Here is a 22,385-nt window from a genome sequence, read left to right on the forward strand (position 1 = left end):
GAACCGGTCGCGCTCAGGAGAAGTCGGCGACGTTCTTGTCGGTGACGACCTTGACCGGCACCTTCACCATGCTGTCGATCTTCTTGCCCTCCGCCGCCTTCACCGCGTTCTGCACGGCGATCCGGCCCAGTTCCTTCGGCTGCTGGGCCACCGACGCGTACAGCGTGCCGGCGGCGACCGCCTTCAGACCGTCCGGGGTTCCGTCGAATCCGACGACGGACACCGACTTCCCGGCCTTGCCGCCGAGTGCCTTGACCGCGCCGAGCGCCATCTCGTCGTTCTCGGCGAAGACACCGGTGATGCCGGGGTGGGACTGGAGCAGGTTGGTCATGACGTCCAGGCCCTTCGTGCGGTCGAAGTCCGCCGGCTGCTCGGCCACGACCTTGATGCCCGGGTACGCCTTCAGGCCTTGGGCGAATCCCGCGCCGCGCTCGCGGCTGGCCGAGGTGCCGGCCGTCCCCTGCAGGACGACGATGCTGCCCTTGCCGCCGAGCCTCTCGGCCAGCGCCTTGGCGGCGAGCCTGCCACCGGCGACGTTGTCGGACGCCACGAGCGTCGCGGTCCGGGCGTCGTTGACGCCCCGGTCGGCGGCGATCACCGGGATGTCCGCCTTGTCGGCGCCCCGGACGGCGGGGCCCGCGGCGTCCGAGTCCACCGGGTTGACGATGATCGACTTCATGCCCGAGCTGGTGAAGTTCTGGAGCTGGTTGGCCTGCTGCGAGGCGTCGTTCTGCGCGTCGGTGACGGTGAGGTCGACCCCGGCCTTCTCCGCCTCGGCCTGCGCGCCCGCCTTCATCTGCACGAAGAAGGGGTTGTTGAGCGTGGAGAGCGACATGCCGACCTTGGTGCTGCCGCCGGAGGAACCGGAGTTGAAGTAGGACACCCCGCCCACGACGACGGCCGCGCAGAGTGCGGCGATGCCGAACTTGACCGCTCCCCTGCGACCGGATCCCGGCGAGCCCGGTGCGGCGGACGAACCACCCGGTGCCACGGCCCCGGCACCGGCCTTGCGGCGGAGCGTGTCCAGCAGCACCGCGAGGGCGATGACGACACCGATGACGACCTGCTGCCAGAACGCGGAGACGGAGAGGAGGTTGAGCCCGTTGCGCAGCACGGCGAGGATCAGGGCGCCGATCAGGGTTCCGGACGCCTTGCCGACACCGCCGGCGAGGCTGGCCCCGCCGATGACCACGGCGGCGATCGCGTCGAGTTCGTACCCCTGCGCGGCCTGCGGCTGCGCCGAGGTCAGCCGGGACGCCAGGACGATGCCCGCGACCGCGGCGAAGAGACCGGACAGCGCGTAGATGGCCAGCTTCTGCCGCTTGACCCGCAGCCCGGAGAGCCGGGCCGCCTCCTCGTTGCCGCCGATCGCGTACATCGAGCGGCCGATGTAGGTGCGGGCCAGGATCAGCGCCGCGATCAGCCCCATCACGACCATCACCAGGACCGGGACGGGCAGCCAGCCGCCGAGCGTGTCACCGAGCGCGGAGACCGAGCCGGGGAAGTCGATCGGCTTGCCCTGCGAGACGACCAGGGACAGACCGCGCGCGATCGACAGCATCGCCAGTGTCGCGATGAACGGCGGCAGCTTGCCGTACGAGACGAGTGCCCCGTTGACGAAACCGCACGCGGCCCCGGTGGCGACGGCGAGGACGACCGCCAGCCAGACCGGCAGCCCCGCCGAGGTCGCCGTCCAGGCCAGGACCGTCGCCGAGAGCGCGGCGACCGACCCCACGGACAGGTCGATGCCCGCCGAGACGATGACGAAGGTGACCCCGAACGCGAGGATCGCGGTGACGGCCGCCTGTACGCCGATGTTCAGCAGGTTCTGGGTGGTCAGGAAGTCGCCGGAGAGCAGCGACATCGCCACCAGCAGGACGACCAGGGCGCTCAGTGCGCCGTTGTCGAGCAGGAGCCGGCGGACCGTGTGCCCTGCGGCGCCACCGGCGCCCGTGTCGCTCTTGAGCGTGTCAGTGGCCACGGGGGCTCTCCTCTTCGTTCGCAGCCGGATCTGCTGTCGTGGTCGTGGTGGGGGGTGTGCCGACGGCGAGGGCCATCACGGCGTCCTGGGTCGCCTCGTGTGCGGGGAGTTCCCCCGCGATCCGGCCCTGGGACATGACCAGCACCCGGTCGCTCATGCCGAGAACCTCGGGCAGGTCACTGGAGATCATCAGGACCGCGTGGCCCGATGCCGTCAGTTCGTTGATCAGCTGGTAGATCTCGACCTTGGCACCGACGTCGATGCCGCGGGTCGGTTCGTCGAGGATCAGCACTCTGGTGTCGGCGAGCAGCCACTTGCCGATCACGACCTTCTGCTGGTTGCCGCCGGAGAGCGTACGGACGTGCTGGCCGAGGCCCGCCATGCGTACGCCGAGCTGTTCGGCGATCCGGGCGGCGGCCGCGCGCTGCCCCTTGAGGTCCACCAGTCCGGAACGGCTCGCGGCGCGCAGGGTGACCAGACCTAGGTTCTCCTGCACCGAGGCGTCGAGCACCAGGCCCTGTCCCTTGCGGTCCTCGGGCACGAGGCCGATTCCGGCGCCCATCGCCGCGGTGACGTCGTACCCGGCCAGCCGCTCGCCCAGCACCTCGACGGTGCCGTGGTCGTAGGGGTCGGCGCCGAAGACGGCGCGGGCGACCTCGGTGCGTCCGGCGCCGACGAGACCGGCGAGGCCGACCACCTCTCCGGCCCGCACGTCGAAGCTGATGTCGTGGAACACGCCGTTGCGGGTCAGGCCGCGCACGGACAGCAACGGGCTCCCGGTCTCGGGGCGTTCGCGGGGGTACTGCTGGTCGATGCTGCGTCCCACCATCAGCTGTACGAGCTCCGCCTCGGGCGTCGACGCGGGCACCTGCTCGATGCTCCGCCCGTCGCGCAGCACCGTGACCCGGTCGCCGAGCGCCGCGATCTCTTCGAGGTGGTGGGTGATGAAGACGATCCCGACCCCGTCCGCGCGCAGCTGCCGGACGATCCGGAAGAGCTTGTCGACCTCCTCCGAGGTGAGCACCGCGGTCGGCTCGTCCATGATCAGCACGCGTGCGTCCAGGCTGAGCGCCTTGGCGATCTCCACCATCTGCAGCCGGGCGATGCCCAGTTCGCGGATTCTGGCCCTCGGTGAGATGTGCAGGCCGACGCGGCGCAGGAGCGCCTCGGCGTCCGCCTCCATGCGACGCCGGTCGATCATCCCGAAGCGGCGCGGCTGCCTGCCGAGGAAGATGTTCTCGGCGACGGTGAGGTCGGGTACCAGGTTGAACTCCTGGTAGATCGTGGCGATTCCGAGCCGTTCGGCGTCCTGCGCGCCGTGGATCCTGACCTCGCGCCCCCGGGCGAATATCCGGCCGCCGTCCGGGCGGTGGGCGCCGGAGAGCATTTTGATGAGCGTGCTCTTGCCCGCTCCGTTCTCGCCGAGCAGGACGTGTACTTCGCCGCTGCGCAGGTCGAAGTCCACGCCGTCCAGCGCGACCACACCGGGGAAGGTCTTGCGTACGCCTTCGATGCGCAGCAACTCGTCCGGATTGCTCACAAGTTGCTCCTCTGGTCCGGGGCGGCTTCACCGCAGGAACGACGTACGACGAGACGGGCGGGGAGGGTGACGGACTGCGGGGACCGGCCGTCGACGATGTCGACCAGTGCGCGAACGGCGGCGCGGCCGAGGTCGCCCGTCGGCTGGGCGATCGCCGTGATCGGCGGGTCGGTGTGGACGAACCACGGGATGTCGTCGAACGCGGCGAGCCCGATGTCCTGCGGGACGCGCAGGCCGGCCGCCCGGATGGCGTCCAGCGCGCCGAGCGCCATCAGGTTGTCGGCGGCGAAGACGACCTCGGGTGGTTCGGGGAGGGCCAGGAAGCGCTCGGTGACGCGTCGGCCGCTGTCCGCCTGGAAGTCGCCCTGGCCGATGTAGACGTCGGGCAGGGGAAGTTGGTACGCGCGCAGCGCCTCGCGGAAGGCCTCGACGCGTTCGGCGCCCGTGGTGGTGGCCGCGGGGCCCGCGATGATGGCGAGCCTGCGGTGGCCCAGCGCGTGCAGATGGGCGACCAGGTCCCGGATCGCGCCCCGTCCGTCGGCGCGCACGACGGGGACGTCGACGGCGGGCATCCACCGGTCCACGAAGACCATCGGGGTACCGCCGCGCGCCACGTCCGCCATCAGCGGGGAGTCGCCGTCCGCGGGAGAGACGAGAAGCCCGTCGATCCTTCGGTCGAGGAGCGTACGGACGTGGTGGTCCTGGAGATCCGGCCGCTCGTCGGCATTGCCGATGACGACGCTGTAGCCGAGGGCTCGGGCCTCTTCCTCGACGAAGCGGGCCAGTTCGGTGAAGTACGGATTGAGCACATCGCTGATGACCAGGCCGAGCGTGCGCGTCTGGTCGGTGCGCAGCGAGCGGGCGACGGCGTTGGGCCGGTAGCCGAGGGCGTCGACGGCGGCGAGGACCCGGGTCCGCGCGTCCGGGCTGACCGAGGGATGGCTGTTCAGTACGCGGGAGACCGTGGCGACGGAGACTCCCGCCCGAGCCGCGACGTCCTTGATGCTCGCCATGTCCGGACCACCTCCTTGTGGTTTCCGTGAGCCTCGAAACCAGTGGAACGGTGCCATGGAATCGATTACACGCATGATTGGAAACGATTACACGACTGAAATCAAGACCCGCCTTCCGTCCGAGGCCGGATCGTGACGAGCGCAACGCGGACCGGGCCGCGGACATCCGGTTCGGGGGGCCGTCCTCCACGGCCCGAAGGAGATCGGCAAGGGCGCCCGCATCGCGATCCGCGACGGCGCCTTCGACATCCGGGGGCATCCGGCGGACAACCGGATCGCGCACGCGAACCGGAGCCGGGGAGGGCCCGCGCCACCCTTGCCCCGGAGGACGCCATCCGGCCAATTATTGACGCGCACCTGACATTTATCGGCATTTCTGCGACCGTCCATGGCACACGCCCGTCCGTGCTCCGCCGCGTACGCGGACGAGGCGCCGCTCCTCCCCCCACCAGGACGCGGCACGAAGGAGTGACATGAGGCTCACACCGAAAATCTCATGCGTCACCGCCCTGGCCGTCGCGGTCATCGCCGGCGCGTCCACCGCGGCGAGCGCACTGGGCCCCGCGGCCTCGCAGCAGGTCGACGGCAGCATCACGGCCGCGGGCAGCACCTGCACCTGGACCAATGCCACCACCAGCGCAAACCCGCCCACCGCCCTGACCATCGACCGCACCACCGTCAACAGCAGCGTGAGCTGCGGCGGCGGTGCGAGCGCCACCCTCAACAACAACCCGACGCTCACCTTCGACGACGCGGCGGGCCTCGCGACGTCCAACCTCATCGACATCACGGTGAAGCAGAGCATCGTCTCCTGCAGCTACCGGGCCACGAACGTCGGATGGACCCGCGAGGGCTCCACCCGCACCTACCGGAACCAGGCGTTCACCGCGTCGAAGAGCTCCGGCAGCTTCCTCTGCCCGGGGTCGATCTCCGCCGAGCCCGGCTCCGCCTCCCTCAACTTCCACTGATTCCCGCGCCCCCACGACACCGGCCGGGCGCCGCCTGCGGCGAGCTTTCACCGGAGGCGGCGCCCGGTCCGCGAAGCCGGGCCGACCGGATCCGGAGCGGTCCGACCGGAAGACCTCGGACACTCAGCCGGGAGGACCGGTCCGGGGCCGTCGCAGCGCCAGGGCCGCCAGGGCGGCGGGGGCACCCTTCGGGCCGCGGATGCCCGGGAAGGCGTTGATGTCGACGACGACGGGCTCGCCCTCGCGGTCCAGCAGGTCGACACCGTAGACGTCCAGGCCGAACACCTCGCCCGCCCGGAGAGCCGTTTCGGTCCAGGTCCGGGGCGGCTCGCGGACCAGCGGCGCGCAGTGCGCGCCCTCCGGCGGGGCCCCCACCGGTGCGGGTCGCACCGCCGTGAACACCTTTCCCGCGATCACCCACAGCTTGTGGTCCCAGCCGCTGTTCGCGACGAACTCCTGCAGGACGACCGGCTCGTCGGGCCATCGCGCGGCGAGCTCCCGGAGTTCGGCCGGGCCGTCCGCACGAGCCACGAGGTCGGCGCGGCGGCTGTGCCGGCTCTTGACCATCAGTGGGTAGCCGCTCCCGGGCCGCTCCGCTCCGGGGAGGACTTCGGACAGCGCGTCCAGGGTCTTGGTACGGGGCATCGGCAGCCCCGCCCCCTCGGCCACGGCGGCAAGCCTGCTCCGGTCCTGGCACAGCTCCGTCGCGGCGGCGGAGTTCACCACCCGGGCACCGTCCGCCTCGAGAGAACGGGCCAGGGCAAGCGCCCCGGGAGTATGGGCCTTGAGGAGGTAGACGTCGGCGAGACTTTCCGGAGCGATCCGCTCCGGCGAGGGTCCGGCCCCGGAGTCCGGGTCCAGGAACGTCACCCGGTGTCCTTCCCGGCCCAGCAGGGAAGCGGTGGCGGCGAGCAGCGGGTGGTCCGGCTTGTCGGTCAGCAGGCACACCTTCATATCTGGACGGCTCCCGGTACGGCCACCGCCGCGCCCGCTCCGGGGGTCGGGGCGGGCTGCGGGCGGGACCGGCCGAGGGAAATCTGCGGCTGGAGGGGAACGTGCGGAGCCGGGACGAGGGCGCCCCTCCTGGCGGCACCGCCGGTCCTGGCCAGTTCGAGGACGGCTCCGGCCACCCGGGTCACCGCGTCGGGCACCTGCCGGAAGCTCGGGAAGTCATTGATGTCGACGACCACGGGACCGTCGGGGCCGAGCACCACGTCGATGCCGTACAGGTCGAGTCCGAAGACCTTTCCCACCTTCGCCGCCACCGCGGCCACCTCGGCGGACAGCGGAACCGCCCCTTCGTCGGCCGGTCCGTCCGGGTGGATCGGGGAACGCCGCACGGTCGCGTGGAATTCGCCCGCGAGGCAGTAGACCTTCAGGTCCGAGCCCGAATTGGGCACATAGGGCTGTGCGATCAGCTGGCCCTCGCCCTCCTGCTCCGCCTCCGCCAGCCGCCCGGGGTCCGGCACCAGCCGCACCCCGCGCCCGGCACTGCCGTCGGCGGGCTTGACCACCAGGGGGAACAGCTCGTCGGGAATGTCCGCGAACATGGTGGCCCGCGGCGCCGAATAGGTCACCGGAACCGGCAGTCCGTGCTGCCGCGCCACCACCGAGGTGAGGACCTTGTCGCGCACCGCGCGGATCGACCGCGCATCGTTCACCGTGGTCAGGCCCACGGCCGCCGCGGCCTCCAGCAGGGTGAGCCCGGGGCCGCCGGACACGGTCTTGAGCACCCAGGCGTCGTGGGTGCCCGCCCGGACCTCCTCCGAGACCCGCAGCAGCGAGCCGCCCGGCCGCAACACGTCCACCTGGTGACCCCACGACGACAATCGTCGGGCCACATCGAGCGGCATGCCGTCATGCCGGTACAGCTCTTCGACGAGGAAGCAAAGCTTCATCCCAACACCCCTCGGAGCCCTCACGGATGATGAGGGCGCAACGATGTTCCGCGGCGCCCTGCCGAGCACCGCCAAAAGGGCAACGCTACGTCACGTTCACGCCAAAGCAGCGACGTCTGGGGCCCACTGACAGCACGTTGCCTCCGAAACACGCTTCACGGCCCACCTCCACGACCCCGACCCGGCACATCCTGCACGGCTCCTCCCCGGATGAACCGGGTTCCTGCTGGTGCCCGAGGGGGACTTGCCCCCCTTCCTCACCTCAGGACCGACCGGGTACCTGGTCAAGCGTGTCCGTTGCGGGAGGAATTGAGTCGCCCGGCGATTTCGACAGCAGCCCGTCGCAGCCCTCCCGACATCCGCGACCGGCTCACCGGTACGTCTGCGGTGGGCTCGCCTTCCACGCCCGGTCGAGGGAATCGTCCCAAGTGCCGTCCCGGTCGAAGCTGGCGGCCCGGCAGCCACGGGACATGGGCGCCGCGGCACTGTGGCGCCAGGGAGCGTCCCCGATTCGGGCTATTGCGTGACCGCAGTGCCGACAGACCGTGTGTCCCATCAACTCATCGGCCAGTCGCTCGAACTGCGCGGTGCGGTCCGTGGCCTCTTCCTTGATGGCCCGCAGCACCTCCTCGGCGCTGGAAACCCCCGCCGAGGCGATGAGGTCGCGCACAAGTACCGCCGCCTCGGTGGCGATGTCGGCCCGGCGTGCGGCATCGACAAGGCTCCGTGCGGGAGCGCTGGGTGATTTGCGCACCGTCCGCTCGGCCAATTCGACCGACGGACGGCTCGACACCGACGACCGGCCCTCGTCGGCCTCGGGCTCCGTCACCCCGTCTCGCAGGCGTCTGCGAGCCACTTCGAAGGCCCATGCCTCGGTGGATGCCTTCTTGGCGACATTGAAGTGGGTACCGGTCGCCGCGTCCATCACCGTGTGGAACTCCTCCATCAGCGCGCCCCAGTGGTCGCCGCCTGCGAAGTCCTCCGGGCACCAGCCGTAGTGACGCACGAGTTCGTCACGGACTTGACCGAAATGGTGAAGGCTCTTCCGCACCGGTCCGGACGTGTCGATGCGGAAGCCGACGCGTTCCGCCCTGGCCAGCATCTCCGGCTCCACACCTTCCCACTTCATATGGCCGTCGCGTTCACAGGCGTAGTCGACCCAGGACCAGAAAGCCTCGGCGTCCGCGACATCGGGGGCCTCGCGGTGGTGACGCGGGCAGAGGAGGGCGAAGTTGCGCACATCGTTGGAACCACCGAGCGACTCCGGGACCACATGGGCCCTCTCCACCGGCGTCTGCCAGCAGATCAGACAGATCGGCTCATCGAGACCGAGGTAGTCGGCGATGGCCCGGACCGGAGGTCTGGACCGGCGTTGGTCCGGATGGCTGTCCCGGTTGCGCACACGCAGCTCGCGGTGGTCGTAGGCGTGCTCACGGTCCGGGTCCCGTATGTTCAGGACGTCAGGAACGTCCTCACGTTGCGGCTCCGGGTTCCTTACCCGGTAGAGCGGTGTGCTGATCTCCGCGAGGTACGGGCCGAGGAAGTCCAGCAGGAACTCGTGGATGATTTCTTGGGCATCGGCGTCGTAGTCGCCGACGGCGTTGCGATGCCCTTGGACGTCGAGGTAGAGGTAGCGCGGGGCACCGGGGTGTGCAGCCGCAGCCTGCTTGAGAATCGAGAAGAGACGGGTGGCGCACTTGGTGAAGTCCTCTTCGACCCGCATGTCGTGATACAGCGCGACGCCCTTCGGTCCTGCGTCGGCTCCCGGTCCTTCAGGTGGGGCTGTCCCCCGGACGGTCCCGGAACAGGTTGGGTGCTGAGTCACCGTCGGCTTCTGTGGGTTGTCATTCATGAGCGCACAGTAGGCGCCGCGACTGACAGTCGGCGTTCGCAGCGTCCCACCCGGGGCGGGGCGGCCCGCAAGGAGTCGAGGGCTCGGTGCCGGCTGCGACGTTTTTGCACAGGAGCTCCGGGCCCGAGCTGCGGCCGGACACGGCTTCCGCGCCAGGCGCATCGGTCTGTCATCGCCGGGCCGGCCCGGGGATTCGCCCGACCGTTGGTCACGCCACGGTCCGAGAAACAGAAAAACCCCAGATCAACTGGGGTTTCCACTGGTGTCCGAGGGGGGACTTGAACCCCCACGCCCGATAAAGGGCACTAGCACCTCAAGCTAGCGCGTCTGCCATTCCGCCACCCGGACCAGGTGGTCGGCCCCGGTTTCCCGTGGCGACATGGAAAACAATACCAGGGGTTCAGGGTGGCTCTCACCCACGTTTCCGGTGGTCAGTGCGGTGCGGTGGATGCAGGCGGCACGATTTCGCGGCACCCCTCGGCATCGCGCACCAGACGTGGCCGGTCCGCCACGGACGGTGCAGGTCGTCGTGGTCGCCCGGCTGCGGTCCGTGCCGCGGCGCATACCGGCCGCGGCTCCTCCCCGCACGTACGGGAGCGGCGGGGAGGAGCCGTCGGGTGCAAGGGGGTCAGCGTCCCTTCCGGCGCAGCGAGTGCAGGTGGGCGGCGGAGCGGCGGGCCGTGGTGAAGGAGTCGACGATCGGCCGGTCGTGCTCCACCTGCCAGTGGTGGTCGCGTCGGCCGCCATGGGTCCTGGTGACGGCGCTCAGGAACCCCTTGTAGTCGATGTCGCCGTCCCCGACGTCCACCATGCGGTACCCGTCACGGGCCGCGGCGTCGTGCTCGCCGTCCTTGACGTGGAAGAGCGGGTACCGGTCGGGCTGCTCGAGCACGTAGTGCAGCGGGTCGAAGGTGTCGGGCGTGCCGTCGGCCCGCTTGCCGAAACGGAACTGGCCGACGTGGGCCCAGTAGATGTCCATCTCCAGGAAGACCAGGTCGGGGTCGGTCTCGGCGAGCAGGACGTCGTAGAGGCGGACGTCCGGGCGGTCGGTGGCGAAGGAGAATTCCTCGGCGTGGTTGTGCTGGTAGAACTTCATGCCGCGTTCCTTGGCCGCGGCGCCGTAGGCGTTGAAGTCGGCGGCGGCACGCTTCCACGCGTCGACCGTCGAGCCGTAGCGGAACGGCCCGGACGCGGTGCCGATGTGCTTGAGGCCGAGGGCCTGGGCGTCGTCGAGAACCTTGGTGAGGTTCTGCGCAAAGGTGTAGGCGTTCGCGTTGTTGTCGTCGTAGTAGCCGACGTGGCTGCCTATGCCGCGCAGGCCGTGGTCGCGGGTGAGCTGCCGGAGCCGGGAGAGCGTGATGGCACCGGCCGATCCCTGGGTGTAACCGGCGTACTCGACCTCGTCGTAGCCGTACGCCTCCAGTTCGGCGAAGACCTTGTCGAAGCCGAGGGTCGAGACCTTGTCGCGCAGGGTGTAGAGCTGGATGCCGAGGCGGCCGGGCGGCAGCAGCGGGTCGCCCTGGGGGCTGTCCTGGGGACTGTCCTGGGCGGAGGCGGCCGGGGCCGCGGCGCCGAGGAGGGCGGCGGCGGTCGCACCGGCGGCGACGCCGAGCATGGAGCGTCTGCTCAGTCTGTGGGCGAGTTCGGCATCGACGGGGGTTCGGCGGCTCATGGTGGAACTCCTTCTGGGCGTGCGACGTTGTCAGTGCAGTCGGGTCGGCTCGGGGCATCGCGCTCAGTGCAGTCCGGCGAGCCCGAGGAGCAGGGACTTCACTTCGGTGGCCCCGACGGGGCCGGTGAATGCATGGGGGGTGGAGCACAGGATGAGCGGACCTTCTTCGTCGCTCATGGGCAGGCGGCCGTGGCTGCCGCGAACAGGTGACGGGTCCAGGGGCACGACCGCCATGCGGTAGCGCATGCCGAACTTCTTGCGGGCGACGGCCGTGGCCGCCCTGACCCGTACGTAGGGGTCCTGGGGGTCCAGGAAGAGTTCGGCGGGGTCGTAGCCGGGTTTGCGGTGGATCTCGACGAGCTGCGCGAAGTCGGGGGCGCGGTCGTCGTCGAGCCAGTAGTAGTACGTGAACCAGGCGTCCGGGGCCGCGACGGCGACCAGTTCGCCCGAGCGCGGGTGGTCCAGGCCGTACGCCTTCTTGCCCTCGTCGTCGAGGAGCTGCTCGATGCCCGGCAGGTCCCGGAGGGCTTCGCGGGCGGCTTCGAGGTCCTCGGGGCGGCGTACGTAGACGTGGGCGATCTGGTGGTCGGCGACGGCGAAGGCGCGGGAGGCCATCGGGTCGAGGTACTCCATGCCGTCCTGGGTGTGGACCTCCAGGAGGCCGGCGCGGCGCAGGGCCCGGTTGATGTCCACGGGCCGGTCGACCCGGGTGATGCCGTATTCGGAGAGGGCGACGACGGTGCGGCCCTCGTTCCGCGCGTCGTCGAGGAGAGGGGCCATGGCGCGGTCGAGTTCGGCCGCGGCCCGGTGTGAGCGGGGGTCGTCGGGGCCGTGGCGCTGGAGGTCGTAGTCGAGGTGCGGGAGGTAGCACAGGGCGAGGTCGGGTCGGCGGGTGTCGAGGATGTGCCGGGTGGCGTCGATGATCCACTGCGAGGAGACGAGGTCGGCGCCGGGTCCCCAGAAGTGGAAGAGGGGGAACGTGCCGAATTTCTCGGTGAGTTCGTCGTGCAGGGCGGGCGGCCGGGTGTAGCAGTCGGGTTCCTTGCGGCCGTCGGCGTAGTAGACGGGGCGCGGGGTGACGGTGATGTCGGTGTCGGCGCCCATGGCGTACCACCAGCAGATGTTGGCGACGGTGTAGCCGGGACGGGCTCGGCGGGCCGCGTCCCAGAGTTTGTCCCCGGTGACCAGCCCGTTGTGCTGGCGCCAGAGCAGTACGTCGCCGAGTTCGCGGAAGTACCAGCCGTTGCCGACGATGCCGTGTTCCGCGGGGGTGGTACCGGTGAGGAAGGTGGACTGGGCCGCGCAGGTGACGGCGGGCAGGACGGTGCCGAGCGGGGCGCGGGTGCCGGACTGTCCCAGGGCCTTGAGGCGGGGCATGTGGTCGAGGAGCCGTGGGGTCAGGCCGACGACGTCGATGACGAGGAGAGGAGTGGGTGACGGGAAGGTGGTCGTCGGGGGCGTGGGGGCCGGTTCGGCCGCGGTCATGGGAGCTCCTTGAGGCCGAGGCCGACCAGGAGGTCGCGGGCGAGGGTGAGTTCGGCGACGATGCCGTCGGCGAGCTGGGCGCGGGTGCGGGGGCGCTGTGCGGCCGGGAGCGCCTGCCAGGTGTACGTCTCGACCTCCAGGTGTCCGGTGAGCGGCCGGGCTCCGCCCACGAGGCGGGTCAGTGCGGATCGGAGGACGGGAAGGGTGGCGGTGAGCGGTGGTGCGGGAGGGGTGTGCAGGGGGATGTGGAAGTGGGCGCGCCAGGGCGCTGTGTCCGGCAGGGCCCGGCCGGTGACGGCCTCGTCGAGGTCGTCGGTGCCGCGCAGGCCCTGGGCGGTGACGGTGCGGGTCTGGTGCAGGAAGCGGGGTTCGGCGAAGGCGGCGAGCGCGGTGCGCACCTCGGGGAGGTGGGGGTGTTCGGCGTGCAGGGCGGCGGAGAGCTGGGCCTTGACGATCGGGATGCCCGCCGCGCCGAGCGCGTCGACGGCGGTGTCGGGGTCCTCGAAGGAGGTGGCCAGGTGGCAGGTGTCGAGGCAGACGCCGATGCGGTGGTGTCCGACGGCGGTGAGGGGGGTGATGGCGTCGGTGGTGGTCTCGACGGTGCAGCCCGGTTCGGGTTCGAGGCCGATGCGGATGGACTTGCCGGTGAGTTCGGCGAGGGCGTCGAGGCGTTCGCCCAGTGCGGTGAGCGCGGTGTGTGCGGTGAGCGCGGTGCGTGCGGCGTGTGCGGGACCGGCTGCTCCGGGGGCCGTGTCGAAGGGGGTGCGCCAGGCGATCGGGAGGGTGGAGATGGTTCCTTCGGTGGTGTCGTCGGGGAGCAGGCCGGCCAGGAGCCGGGCGAGGTCGGTGGTGTGGGCGAGCCGTTCCGGGTCCGTCCAGTCCGGCTTGTACACCCGGTACTTGACCTCGTCGGAGCCGAATCCCTCGTACGGGAAGCCGTTGAGGGTGACGACCTCCAGGCCGCGGTGGTCCAGTTCGGCGCGCAGGGCCCGCAGTTCGCCCGGGTCGTCGACCAGGGCGCGGGCCGCGTCCCGGGCGAGCCAGAGGCCGATGCCGAGCCGGTCGCGGCCGAGGCGTCTGCGGACCGGTTCGCAGTGGTCGCGCAGTTGGGCGCGGACGCCGTCGAGCGTCTCGGCGGGGTGGACGTTGGTGCAGTACGCGAGGTGGACGGTGGAGCCGTCGGGGTGGCGGAAGCGCATCGCCTCACTCCCCGCCGCGCAGGATGGAGTTGCCCTCGTGGAGCGGTTGCGGTGCGGCGATGTCGAGCTGGAGTCGGCCGCTCTGTCCGTAGAAGGCGACGGGGTTGTGCCAGAGCACCCGGTCGACGTCGTCCGCCCCGAACCCCGCGGCGAGCATCGCGTCGCCCACCTTGCGGGTCTTGAGGGGGTCGCTCCTGCCCCAGTCGGCGGCCGAGTTGACGAGGATCTTCTCGGTGCCGTGGGTCCTGAGGATCGCGATCATGCGGTCCTCGTCCATCTTGGTGTCGGGGTAGATGGAGAAACCGGCCCAGCAGCCGCTGTCCAGGGCGTCCTTCACGGTCGTTTCGTTGAGGTGGTCGAGCAGGACCAGTTCCGGGGAGAGGCGGGATTCGCGGATGACGTCGAGGGTGCGGTGCAGTCCGGCGAGTTTGTCGCGGTGCGGGGTGTGCACGAGGGCGGGCAGCTCGTGGTCGGCGGCGAGCTGGAGCTGGGCGGCGAGGGCGGTGTCCTCGGCCGGGGTCATGGAGTCGTAGCCGATCTCGCCGACGGCGACGACGGAGTCCTTGACGAGATAGCGGGGCAGGGCGTCCAGGACGGGGGTGCAGCGGGGGTCGTTGGCCTCCTTGGGGTTGAGGGCGAGTGTGCAGTGGTGGGCGATGCCGTACTGGGCGGCCCGGAAGGGTTCCCAGCCGAGCAGGGCGTCGAAGTAGTCGTAGAAGCTGGCGGGCGAGGTGCGGGGCTGGCCGAGCCAGAAGGAGGGTTCCACGAGTGCGCGGACGCCCGCTTCGTACATCGCCCGGTAGTCGTCCGTGGTGCGGGAGGTCATGTGGATGTGGGGGTCGAAGATGCGCATCAGGACTACTCCTCCGTGGGGGCGGCGGCGCCGGGGACGGTGAGGTCGAGGACGCGGCTGAGACCGTCGGGAACGTCACGGCCGGCGGCGATGCGTTCCGCCGCGAAGTCGCCCAGCATGCGGGCCAGTTCGGTGTCGCCGCGCGAGCGTCGCGCCAGTCCGTCCACGGCGTCGACCGGCACTCCGGTGAAGAGGCATTTGAGAACGGCGTGACGCCAGTTGTGCGCATCGAGGTGGGTGGCGGCGTACGGTCCGACGGCCGCGGCGATCAGCCGGGTGTCATGGGTGCGCAGGGCGTCCTCGACGAGTGGAAGGGCGGTGGGGCCGAGGTCCAGTCGGTGCAGGGTGAGCAGGACGGCGCGCCGTTCGGCGGCGGTCCCCTGCTCGTAGAGCCTGGTGACGGTGGGCAGTGCGGCACGGGCCTCGACGAGCAGCAGCGCGCGTACGGAGTCGGCGTGTTCGGGTCCGCACTGGCGGCCGGCCGCGGCGTACCGCAGCTCCCACGACGGTACGGCGTACGGGCGGTCCGGCTGTCGGGCCTCTTCGTGGGAGGCGGAGTGTTCGGCCTCGGCGAGCGCTTCGTCGAGCCAGGCACGGGCGGCTCCGCCCAGTCGTGCGTCGAGTTCCTCGCGGGTCGGCAGCGGGGCGGTCGGCCGGTTCGTCGGCATGGCGTTTTCCCTTCGGCTGGTTCAGCGGCTCGACGGACCGTGCTTGCGGAGGAATTCGATGGAGGCGGTGGCGAGTTCGGGCCCGGCGTGGGAGTGCCGGGGCAGTTCGACGACGGTGAGGCCGCGGTATCCGGTGTCCGAGAGGCTGTCGAGCGCTTCGAGTACGGGCGGGAAGTCGATCTCTCCCTCGCCGAACGGGAGGTGTTCGTGGACCCCCCGGCGCATGTCCTCGATCTGGACGTGCCGCAGCCACGGGGCGGCTGCGCGGACGCAGTCGGCGGGCGGAGTGGGTTCCAGGCATTGGCAGTGGCCGATGTCGAGGGTGAGGCCGAGCGATGGGGGGTCGCCGCTGAGGACGCGCAGGTGGTGGAAGTCGGCGAGGTCCGCGAGGAGGTGTCCGGGCTCGGGTTCGACGGCCAGGGGGATGCCGGCCCGGTCGGCGGCTTCCAGGACCGGGGCGAGGGATGCCTGGAGCCGCTGCCAGGCGGTGTCGGGGGTGGTGTCCGGCGAGGTGACGCCGCTGAAGCAGTGCACGGCGTGGGCGCCGAGGTCGGCGGCGATGTCCACGGCCCGGACCAGCAGCCGGGTGCGGGCGGCGCGGGCCTCCGGGTCCGGGTCGAGGAGGGAGGGGCCGTGTTTGCGGCGCGGGTCGAGGACGTAGCGGGCGCCGGTCTCGACGGTCACGCCGAGTCCCAGCCGCTGGAGCCCGGCCGCCACGTGGCGGGTGCGGGCGGCGAGGTCCGGGGCGAGGGGGTCGAGGTGCATGTGGTCGAGGGTCAGGCCGACTCCGTCGTAGCCGAGGTCGGCGAGCAGGCCGAGGGCGTCGTCCAGGCGGAGATCGGTGAGCCCGTTGGTGCCGTAGCCGAGGCGGATCGTCATGTCGGGCTCACCTTCCGGGCGAGGGTGTGGGCGAGCGGGACGAGCCCCATGACGGCGACCGCTGCCCCGGTGGCTCCGGAACGGGCGGCGAGTGCGGCCTGGAGCGGGATCATCGCCCGGATGCCGCCGCCCACGGCGCGCTGGGTGAGCGGTGGCGAGGGGTTGAGGGCGGCATGGGCGAGGGGCCGGGCGGCGGTACGGAAGTAGACGGCACCGAGCACGGCGGGAAGGACACGGGAGGCCACGGGGAGGGCGCGGGACGGGGCGGGTGCGGCGGGGGCCGGGCGGGATGTGCGGAGAAGGGCGCGGGGGGCGGGGCCGAGGGGGCACTGCTCGCGTACGGCCACGGCGCCCAGTGCGGCGACGGCCGCGAGCGCGGCCAGGGGCACGGCGGTGGATCCGCCCCGCGCCTCGTGCCGGGAGACGGCGGTCACGGCGTAGGTGTGCGCCCCCAGCACAGCGGCGGCCCCGAGCACACCGTGTACGGGGCCTCGTACGGGGCGGCGTACAAAATCGCGTACGGAACCGCGCATGGCCGGACCGGCATCCGGACCGGGGTGTCGGTGGGGCCCGGGGCTCTGTCGTGGCGGTCCTGTCGCGGTGGCCCCGAGCAGCAGGTCCAGGCTCCGGGCCGCCGCCATCGCCGCCGGGCCCGCCGGGGTGTGCTTCAGCCGGAGGTCGTACGCCCAGACGGTCGCCGCCAGCGCGGTGGCGACCGTGAACGGTCCGCGGCCCGCGCGGGCGGCGAGGCCCAGTCCGGCCGCCGTCAGCGCCCCCGCCGCCGCGAGGGCCGCACCGGGTGCGATCCGGCCCGACGGGATCGGCCGGTGCGGGCGGTCCACGGCGTCCTCGTCCCGGTCGGCCCAGTCGTTGAGCGCCATGCCCGCCTCGTACAGGCAGAGCGAGGCGCCGGTGGCGAGCGCGGTGCCGCGGTCGGGGCGGCGGCCGGTCGCGGCGGCTCCGGCGAGCGCGTCGCCGGGGACGGTGAACAGCGCGGACACCCGCAGGAGTTCCGCCCAGGCGCGGGCCGTCACCGCTCGTCCCGCAGCATCCCGGCGAAGGCGAGCAGGGCCTCGTACTGCTCGAAGAGGGCGGCCGGGCCGCCGTCCGGGTCCTTGAAGTAGAAGCCGAGCCGGGGCAGCGGCCCGGTCAGCCCCCGCTCGTGGGCGCGGGCCACCAGTCTGGCCAGGTCCAGGACGAGGGGTGCGGCCAGTGCGGAGTCGCAGCCCTGCCAGGTCGTCTGGAGCACCATGCGCGCGCCGAGGAACCCGTCGAACGCGATGTGGTCCCAGGCGGTCTTCCAGTCGCCGAGGGCCGGTACGTCGTCGATGTGGACCCGGCCCTCGGGGGTGGTGCCGAGGGTGTCGGCGAGTACGCGTTCCTTGCCCGCGTTCTTGGCCGCCGCCGCACCGGGGTCGGCCAGCGCCGCCCCGTCCCCGCCGCCCAGCAGGTTGGTGCCCGACCAGGCCCGGACGGGCAGGGCCCGCTGCGTGAACATCGGGGCGAGTACGGAGCGGAGCAGGGTCTGGCCGGTCTTGCCGTCGCGACCCGCGTGCGGAAGTCCGCAGGCCGCGACGGCATCCCGGAGGGCGGGGGCGCCCAGTCCGGTGGAGGGGGTGAAGTTGACGTAGGGGCAGCCGGCCCGGAGCGCGGCCGCGGCGTAGAGCGAGCTGGCGGGCAGGCGCCGGCCGCCGGGGGCGGGGACGGGTTCCGTGGAGGCGACGTTGACCACGACGGTCCTGGTCAGGTCGTTGCGGTGGCCGAAGTCGGTGAGATCGGCGGCGAACGCGGCGATGAGTTCCTCGTCGCCGCGGGTGTCGCCCGGGAGCGGTCCGCCGGGCCGTATCTCCGCGTCGGCGGCGGTGAGTTCGCGGCCGGTCGCCGAGGGCAGGCCGTGCGGCAGCACTCCCCCGGCGACCAGGGCCTCGGCACGTTTGGGGAGCGGGCAGTCGGCCGTGTCGTGTCCGCCGAAGACGAACGAGGCGAGGGCGGGCAGCCCGCTGTCGGCGAACGGCGGTGTCTCGGTGACCATGCCTGCCGCCGGCCGGAGCCCCGCCGCGACCGCCGCGCACCCCGCGATGGCGGTGGTGGCGACGGAGCCGCGTGCTCCGATGAACCAGACTCCGGTGCGTGGGGCGGGTGCTGACACGGGCTGCCTCCCTGGCTGGTGGTGCTGGCTGGGCAGAGCGGGTGCCGCCGTGGTGATGCTGCGGTGGCATCGCGGCGGCGCTGCGACGGCGCTGTGCGGCGGGGAACGCGGACGACCGGGCGACGCCGGGCGACGGGGAACGCGGGGGGGTGGAGTGGAATGGAATGGAGTGGGGCCGGGCGGGCGGGGAGGGGGTGCCTCCCCGCCCGCCGTCGGCCGGGACGGCCACCCGGTGCCGGAAGGGGAAGGCTCCGGCCGACGGAGCGAACGCCCTTTGCACCGGGGGTGGTTGCCCCTACTCCGGGGGCATTTCCTTCAGCCGGATGTTGCGGAACGACACGTGGTCGTCGGCCCCGTGGTTCTGGAGGCCGATGTAGCCGCTCTTCAGGCTCCGCACCGGATCGGTGTTGGTGAAGTCGTTGATCTCGACTCCGTTGAGGAAGACCTGGAGGCGTTCGCCCCGGACCCGGATCTCGTAGCTGTTCCACTGGCCGGGCGGCCTCAGGACCCGGTCACGGGCCTTGATGTCCGCCGCCTTGAAGGTGTAGATCGCGCCCGTGGTGCGGTCGGCCGCGTCGGTGGCGTCGATCTGGACCTCGTAACCGTTGTTCACCGCGGACCAGGGGTCGTCGGACTCCGGGAAGCCGACGAAGACGCCGGAGTTGTCGTCGCCCTGCATCTTCCAGTCGAGCTTGAGCGAGTACGACCCGAGCTCCTTGGCCCGGTGGGTGAGCAGCCCCATGCCGCCCTCGGAGCGGAGTTCGCCGTCCACGACGTCGAACTTTCCGGGCCCGGCCTGCTTCCAGCCTTCGAGCGTCCTGCCGTTGAAGATCGGTCGGTAGCCGGTGTCGGGCTCGCAGTCGGCCTTCACCTGACCGGTCGCGTACCGCATGCCGCCGAGGAGGAGTCCGCGGAAGGCCGGTTCGGCGTAGGACTCCTTGGTGTGGCCGAGGCCGGTGTAGAAGGAGCGGCCGCCCTGGTAGGTCTGGCACCAGGTGATCGGGTGGTCGCCCTTCATGGTGCCGCCGGTGTAGGTGGTCTCGTCGAGGGTGGCGAGGACCTTGGCCCGACCGCGCGGGTTGGTGCGGTAGTTGTACCACTCGTCGGTGCGGTTCCACTCGTCGTCGAGCTCCGCGGTGGCCGGGTGCCGGTGGTCCTCGACGCGGACGGTGGCGGGCTGGACGGCGGGGTGCGAGGAGAAGTACGCCCCGACGAGTCCGCCGTAGAACTCCCAGTCGTACTCGGTGTCGGCCGCCGCGTGGACGCCCATGTAGCCGCCTCCGGTGGCCACGTAGTTCTCGAACGCCTTCTGCTGGTCGGCGTTGAGCACGTCACCGGTCGTCGAGAGGAAGACCACCGCGTCGTAGCGGGCCAGGTTGCCGGTGGTGAACTGGCGGGGCTCCTCGGTCGCGTCGACGGTGATGGCGCTGTCCCTGCCGAGTTCCTTCAGTGCCGCGATGCCGTCGGGGATGGCGTCGTGGCGGTAGCCGGCCGTCTTCGAGAAGACCAGGACGCGTTTGGCGGCCTTGTCGGGTGCGGTGGCGGAGAGCTCGAAGTCGTCGATGTCGTAGAGCGCCCCGGCGCCTCCCTTGAAGACCAGGAAGAGTTCGGTGGACTTCTTCGGGACTCCGCGCAGCGGCACGTCGATGTCCTGGAACTTGTCCCAGGCACCGGTCACGGGCACGGCTGCCGAGCCGAGGACGGTGCCGGTGGCCGAACCCGCCCGTACTTCGAGGTAGCCGCCCGCACCGTTGGAGGAGATCCGCGCGGTCAGCTTGGTGGAGCCGCTGAGGAGGTACGGCTTGAAGGAGATCCAGTCGTCGTTGTGGATGTCGCCGACCGTCTTGCCGCCGTGGGCGGTCGGCTTGTTCTGCGGTGCGACGCCGTGGGAGTCGCCGTAGTGCTCGGCCTGCCGGTGGCGCGGCTGGAGTGCGGACTGGTCGTGGCCGGACAGTGCTCCCTGGCCGCCGCCCCCGCCGTCCGTGTAGGAGGCGTCGACGACTCCGAAGATGTTGGCGTTGGGGTCGTGCCCGCCGTCCATCTCCGTCCTGATGGTGCCGGTGCAGCCGTGGGCCGTCGTGATGGGGTGGCCGTGGCTGTCGTGGCCGAGGATGAAGCGGACCTCGACCTTGGAGCAGTCGATGGTGCCGTCCTCGGGGTCGGTGACGGTCACCTTGAACGGGATGTCGTCGCCGAAGGAGAACAGCTGCCCGTCACCGGGGAGTTCCAGCTTCACGACGGGGGCGGTGTTGCCGACCGTCACGTGGACGTTCGCCGATCCGGTGCGGCCGGTGGGGTCCTTGGCGGTGACGGTGGCGGTGTAGGTGCCGTTCTTCCGGTACGTGTACGTGGGGTCGGCGGCGGTCGACGTGCCGCCGTCGCCGAAGTCCCAGCTGTAGGTGAGCGGGTCGCCGTCGCCGTCGGTGGTTCCGGCCGAGGAGAAGGCGACCTTGAGGGGTGCGGTGCCCGAGGTCTTGTCGGCGGTGGCCTCGGCGATCGGTGACCGGCCACCGGTGGCGTTCTCGATGCGGTAGAGCGCCGAGTTCTGGTCGCCGCCGAAGTAGCCGGTGCCGTAGTCCAGGACGTACAGCGCGCCGTCGGGGCCGAACGTCATGTCCATCACCTGGGTGCCCGCCCAGGGGAAGGCGTTGATGGACTTGACCGTGCCGTCGGTGTCCTGGTCGATGCGCTTGATCCAGCGTCGGCCGAACTCGCCGGCGAAGAAGTTGCCGTCGTACGCCTCGGGGAACTTCACGGGCGAGTCGAGGGCGGCGTCGTAGTGGTAGACGGGTCCGCCCATCGGGGACTCGGAGCCGGTGCCGAACTCGGGCACCGAGCCGCCGTCGTACGGGATCCAGGCGGGCTGGGCCGGCGGCAGGTCGACCAGGCCGGTGTTGTGCCGGGAGGTGTTCTTGGGCGCGGCGCAGTCGAAGGCCGCGCCGGAGGTCCTGGTCGCGAAGTCGTAGTCGACGAACGGGTCGTTCTTGCCCGTGCAGAACGGCCAGCCGAAGTTGCCGGCCTCGGTGACGCGGGCGAATTCGACCTGGCCGCCCGGTCCGCGCCCGGGGTTGGCCGCACCGGCGTCGGGCCCGTAGTCGCCGACGTACACGATGCCGGTGGGCTTGTCGACGGTGAAGCGGAAGGGGTTGCGGAAGCCCATCGCGTAGATCTCGGGGCGGGTCTTGTCCGTGCCCGGTGCGAAGAGGTTGCCTTCGGGAACGGTGTACGTGCCGTCGTCGGCGACCTTGATGCGGAGGATCTTGCCGCGCAGGTCGTTGGTGTTCCCCGAGGTGCGGCGGGCGTCGAACACGGGATTGCGGTCCGGCCGGTCGTCGATCGGGGTGTAGCCGTCGGAGGCGAACGGGTTGGAGTCGTCGCCGGTCGACAGGTACAGGTTGCCCTGCGCGTCGAAGTCGATGTCGCCGCCGACGTGGCAGCAGATGCCGCGCGAGGCCGGGATGTCGAGGACCTTCTTCTCGCTGGCCGTGTCGAGCGTGCCGTCCTCCTTGAGGACGAAGCGCGAGAGCCGGTTCACTCCGTCGAACTTGGCGAAGTCGGCGGCGGTGCCGTTCTCCGGGGCGTCCCCGGGCGGGGTGTCCAGCGGGGGCGCGTAGTAGAGGTAGATCGCCCGGTTCCGGCTGAAGTCCGGGTCGACGCCGACGCCCTGGAGACCCTCCTCGTCGTGCGAGTAGACGGGGAGGACACCGGCGAGGGTGGTGTCGCCGCCGCTGTCGGTGAGCCACAGTTCGCCGCCGCGCGCGGTGTGCAGGACGCTGCGGTCGGGGAGCACCGCCAGTGTCATGGGCTCGCCGGTCTCGGCCACTCCCTTGGCGAGGGTGACCTGCTGGAATTCCTCGGCCGCCGCGTCGGTGGCGGCCGGTGACGGTTCCTGCGCGGTGGCTGCGGGCGGGGTGCCGAGTGCGAGGGTGGCCGCGGCGAGCAGCCCGCCGGTGAGCAGTGCGAGGGATTTGCGGACGCGGAGTCTTGTTCTGCTTCTGCTGGGGATGGTGGTTCCGTGCACGAGTGTCCTCCGGAGAGTGCCGGTTGTACGGGCAGGTGCTGCCGTGCCGTTCTGCGCGGGGACTGCCGCGCGGGGGTCGGGGGCCCATGGGGCGCCGACGACCGAGTCATGTCATGTACACGCTGTGGACGGTAGTCCCGTTCGTCCGGAACGGAAAGCCCTTGTGCGGCGGTTCGTCGAGCTTTTACCCGGGTCAGGACAAAGCGG

At 71.3% G+C, this 22,385-nt stretch carries 16 protein-coding genes and 1 tRNA gene; 1 reads left to right on the plus strand and 16 read right to left on the minus strand.

The window, feature by feature from the left end; genetic code table 11:
* Window positions 1–13: 13 nt before the first annotated feature.
* Genes ACWCXX_RS09430 through ACWCXX_RS09440 form a run of 3 tightly spaced genes read right to left on the minus strand, consistent with a single transcriptional unit; the run spans window position 14 to window position 4,534 of the window.
* Window positions 14–1,981, minus strand: coding sequence for an ABC transporter permease/substrate-binding protein (locus tag ACWCXX_RS09430; protein ID WP_451125743.1), 1,968 nt, complete (start codon window positions 1,979–1,981; stop codon window positions 14–16).
* Window positions 1,971–3,521 (minus strand): sugar ABC transporter ATP-binding protein, encoded by a 1,551-nt coding sequence (locus ACWCXX_RS09435; RefSeq protein WP_451125744.1) that lies wholly within the window; start codon window positions 3,519–3,521, stop codon window positions 1,971–1,973. Before ACWCXX_RS09435 ends, ACWCXX_RS09430 begins: the two co-directional genes overlap by 11 nt.
* A complete protein-coding gene (locus tag ACWCXX_RS09440) occupies window positions 3,518–4,534 on the minus strand; it encodes a LacI family DNA-binding transcriptional regulator (RefSeq protein ID WP_451125745.1) in 1,017 nt (338 codons plus the stop codon). The genes ACWCXX_RS09435 and ACWCXX_RS09440 overlap by 4 nt, the downstream gene beginning before the upstream one ends.
* A gap of 473 nt (window positions 4,535–5,007) precedes the next feature.
* Between ACWCXX_RS09440 and ACWCXX_RS09445 the strand changes: the two genes are divergently transcribed.
* Entirely contained in the window at window positions 5,008–5,502 is a 495-nt protein-coding gene (locus ACWCXX_RS09445) for a hypothetical protein (protein ID WP_451125746.1), read from the plus strand.
* A gap of 123 nt (window positions 5,503–5,625) precedes the next feature.
* On the opposite strand, the gene ACWCXX_RS09450 is transcribed toward ACWCXX_RS09445, so the two are convergent.
* The 13 genes from ACWCXX_RS09450 to ACWCXX_RS09510 form a co-directional block, all read right to left on the minus strand.
* Window positions 5,626–6,456 carry an ATP-grasp domain-containing protein gene (locus ACWCXX_RS09450; protein WP_451125747.1) on the minus strand — a complete coding sequence of 277 codons (831 nt, stop codon included), beginning with the start codon at window positions 6,454–6,456 and terminating at the stop codon, window positions 5,626–5,628.
* On the minus strand, window positions 6,453–7,400 hold the full coding sequence (locus ACWCXX_RS09455) for an ATP-grasp domain-containing protein (RefSeq protein ID WP_451125748.1): 948 nt from the start codon (window positions 7,398–7,400) through the stop codon (window positions 6,453–6,455). The genes ACWCXX_RS09450 and ACWCXX_RS09455 overlap by 4 nt, the downstream gene beginning before the upstream one ends.
* Before the next feature lie 370 nt (window positions 7,401–7,770).
* Window positions 7,771–9,123, minus strand: coding sequence for an HNH endonuclease (locus ACWCXX_RS09460; protein ID WP_451125749.1), 1,353 nt, complete (start codon window positions 9,121–9,123; stop codon window positions 7,771–7,773).
* Between the two features lie 389 nt (window positions 9,124–9,512).
* Window positions 9,513–9,600: transfer RNA gene (locus ACWCXX_RS09465), tRNA-Leu, on the minus strand.
* A 280-nt stretch (window positions 9,601–9,880) separates the two neighbouring features.
* A complete protein-coding gene (locus ACWCXX_RS09470) occupies window positions 9,881–10,924 on the minus strand; it encodes a sugar phosphate isomerase/epimerase family protein (protein WP_451125750.1) in 1,044 nt (347 codons plus the stop codon).
* Window positions 10,925–10,987: 63 nt separating this feature from the next.
* Window positions 10,988–12,409 carry an alkaline phosphatase family protein gene (locus tag ACWCXX_RS09475; protein WP_451125751.1) on the minus strand — a complete coding sequence of 474 codons (1,422 nt, stop codon included), beginning with the start codon at window positions 12,407–12,409 and terminating at the stop codon, window positions 10,988–10,990.
* Complete coding sequence (gene eboE / locus ACWCXX_RS09480; RefSeq protein ID WP_451125752.1) at window positions 12,406–13,608, minus strand: metabolite traffic protein EboE; 1,203 nt, start codon at window positions 13,606–13,608, stop codon at window positions 12,406–12,408. The genes ACWCXX_RS09475 and eboE overlap by 4 nt, the downstream gene beginning before the upstream one ends.
* Window positions 13,609–13,612: 4 nt before the next feature.
* Window positions 13,613–14,461 carry a TatD family hydrolase gene (locus tag ACWCXX_RS09485; protein ID WP_451125753.1) on the minus strand — a complete coding sequence of 283 codons (849 nt, stop codon included), beginning with the start codon at window positions 14,459–14,461 and terminating at the stop codon, window positions 13,613–13,615.
* A 5-nt stretch (window positions 14,462–14,466) separates the two neighbouring features.
* On the minus strand, window positions 14,467–15,129 hold the full coding sequence (locus ACWCXX_RS09490; protein ID WP_451125754.1) for an EboA domain-containing protein: 663 nt from the start codon (window positions 15,127–15,129) through the stop codon (window positions 14,467–14,469).
* Window positions 15,130–15,150: 21 nt separating this feature from the next.
* Complete coding sequence (locus ACWCXX_RS09495; protein WP_451125755.1) at window positions 15,151–16,008, minus strand: sugar phosphate isomerase/epimerase family protein; 858 nt, start codon at window positions 16,006–16,008, stop codon at window positions 15,151–15,153.
* Complete coding sequence (locus ACWCXX_RS09500) at window positions 16,005–17,042, minus strand: SCO3242 family prenyltransferase (RefSeq protein ID WP_451125756.1); 1,038 nt, start codon at window positions 17,040–17,042, stop codon at window positions 16,005–16,007. Before ACWCXX_RS09500 ends, ACWCXX_RS09495 begins: the two co-directional genes overlap by 4 nt.
* Window positions 17,039–18,157, minus strand: coding sequence for an inositol-3-phosphate synthase (locus tag ACWCXX_RS09505; protein WP_451125757.1), 1,119 nt, complete (start codon window positions 18,155–18,157; stop codon window positions 17,039–17,041). The genes ACWCXX_RS09500 and ACWCXX_RS09505 overlap by 4 nt, the downstream gene beginning before the upstream one ends.
* A 295-nt stretch (window positions 18,158–18,452) precedes the next feature.
* Window positions 18,453–22,178: a ThuA domain-containing protein gene (locus tag ACWCXX_RS09510; RefSeq protein WP_451125758.1), complete on the minus strand. Its 3,726-nt coding sequence runs from the start codon at window positions 22,176–22,178 to the stop codon at window positions 18,453–18,455.
* Window positions 22,179–22,385: the final 207 nt, after the last annotated feature.

This window comes from Streptomyces sp. NPDC001732 (assembly GCF_053596315.1).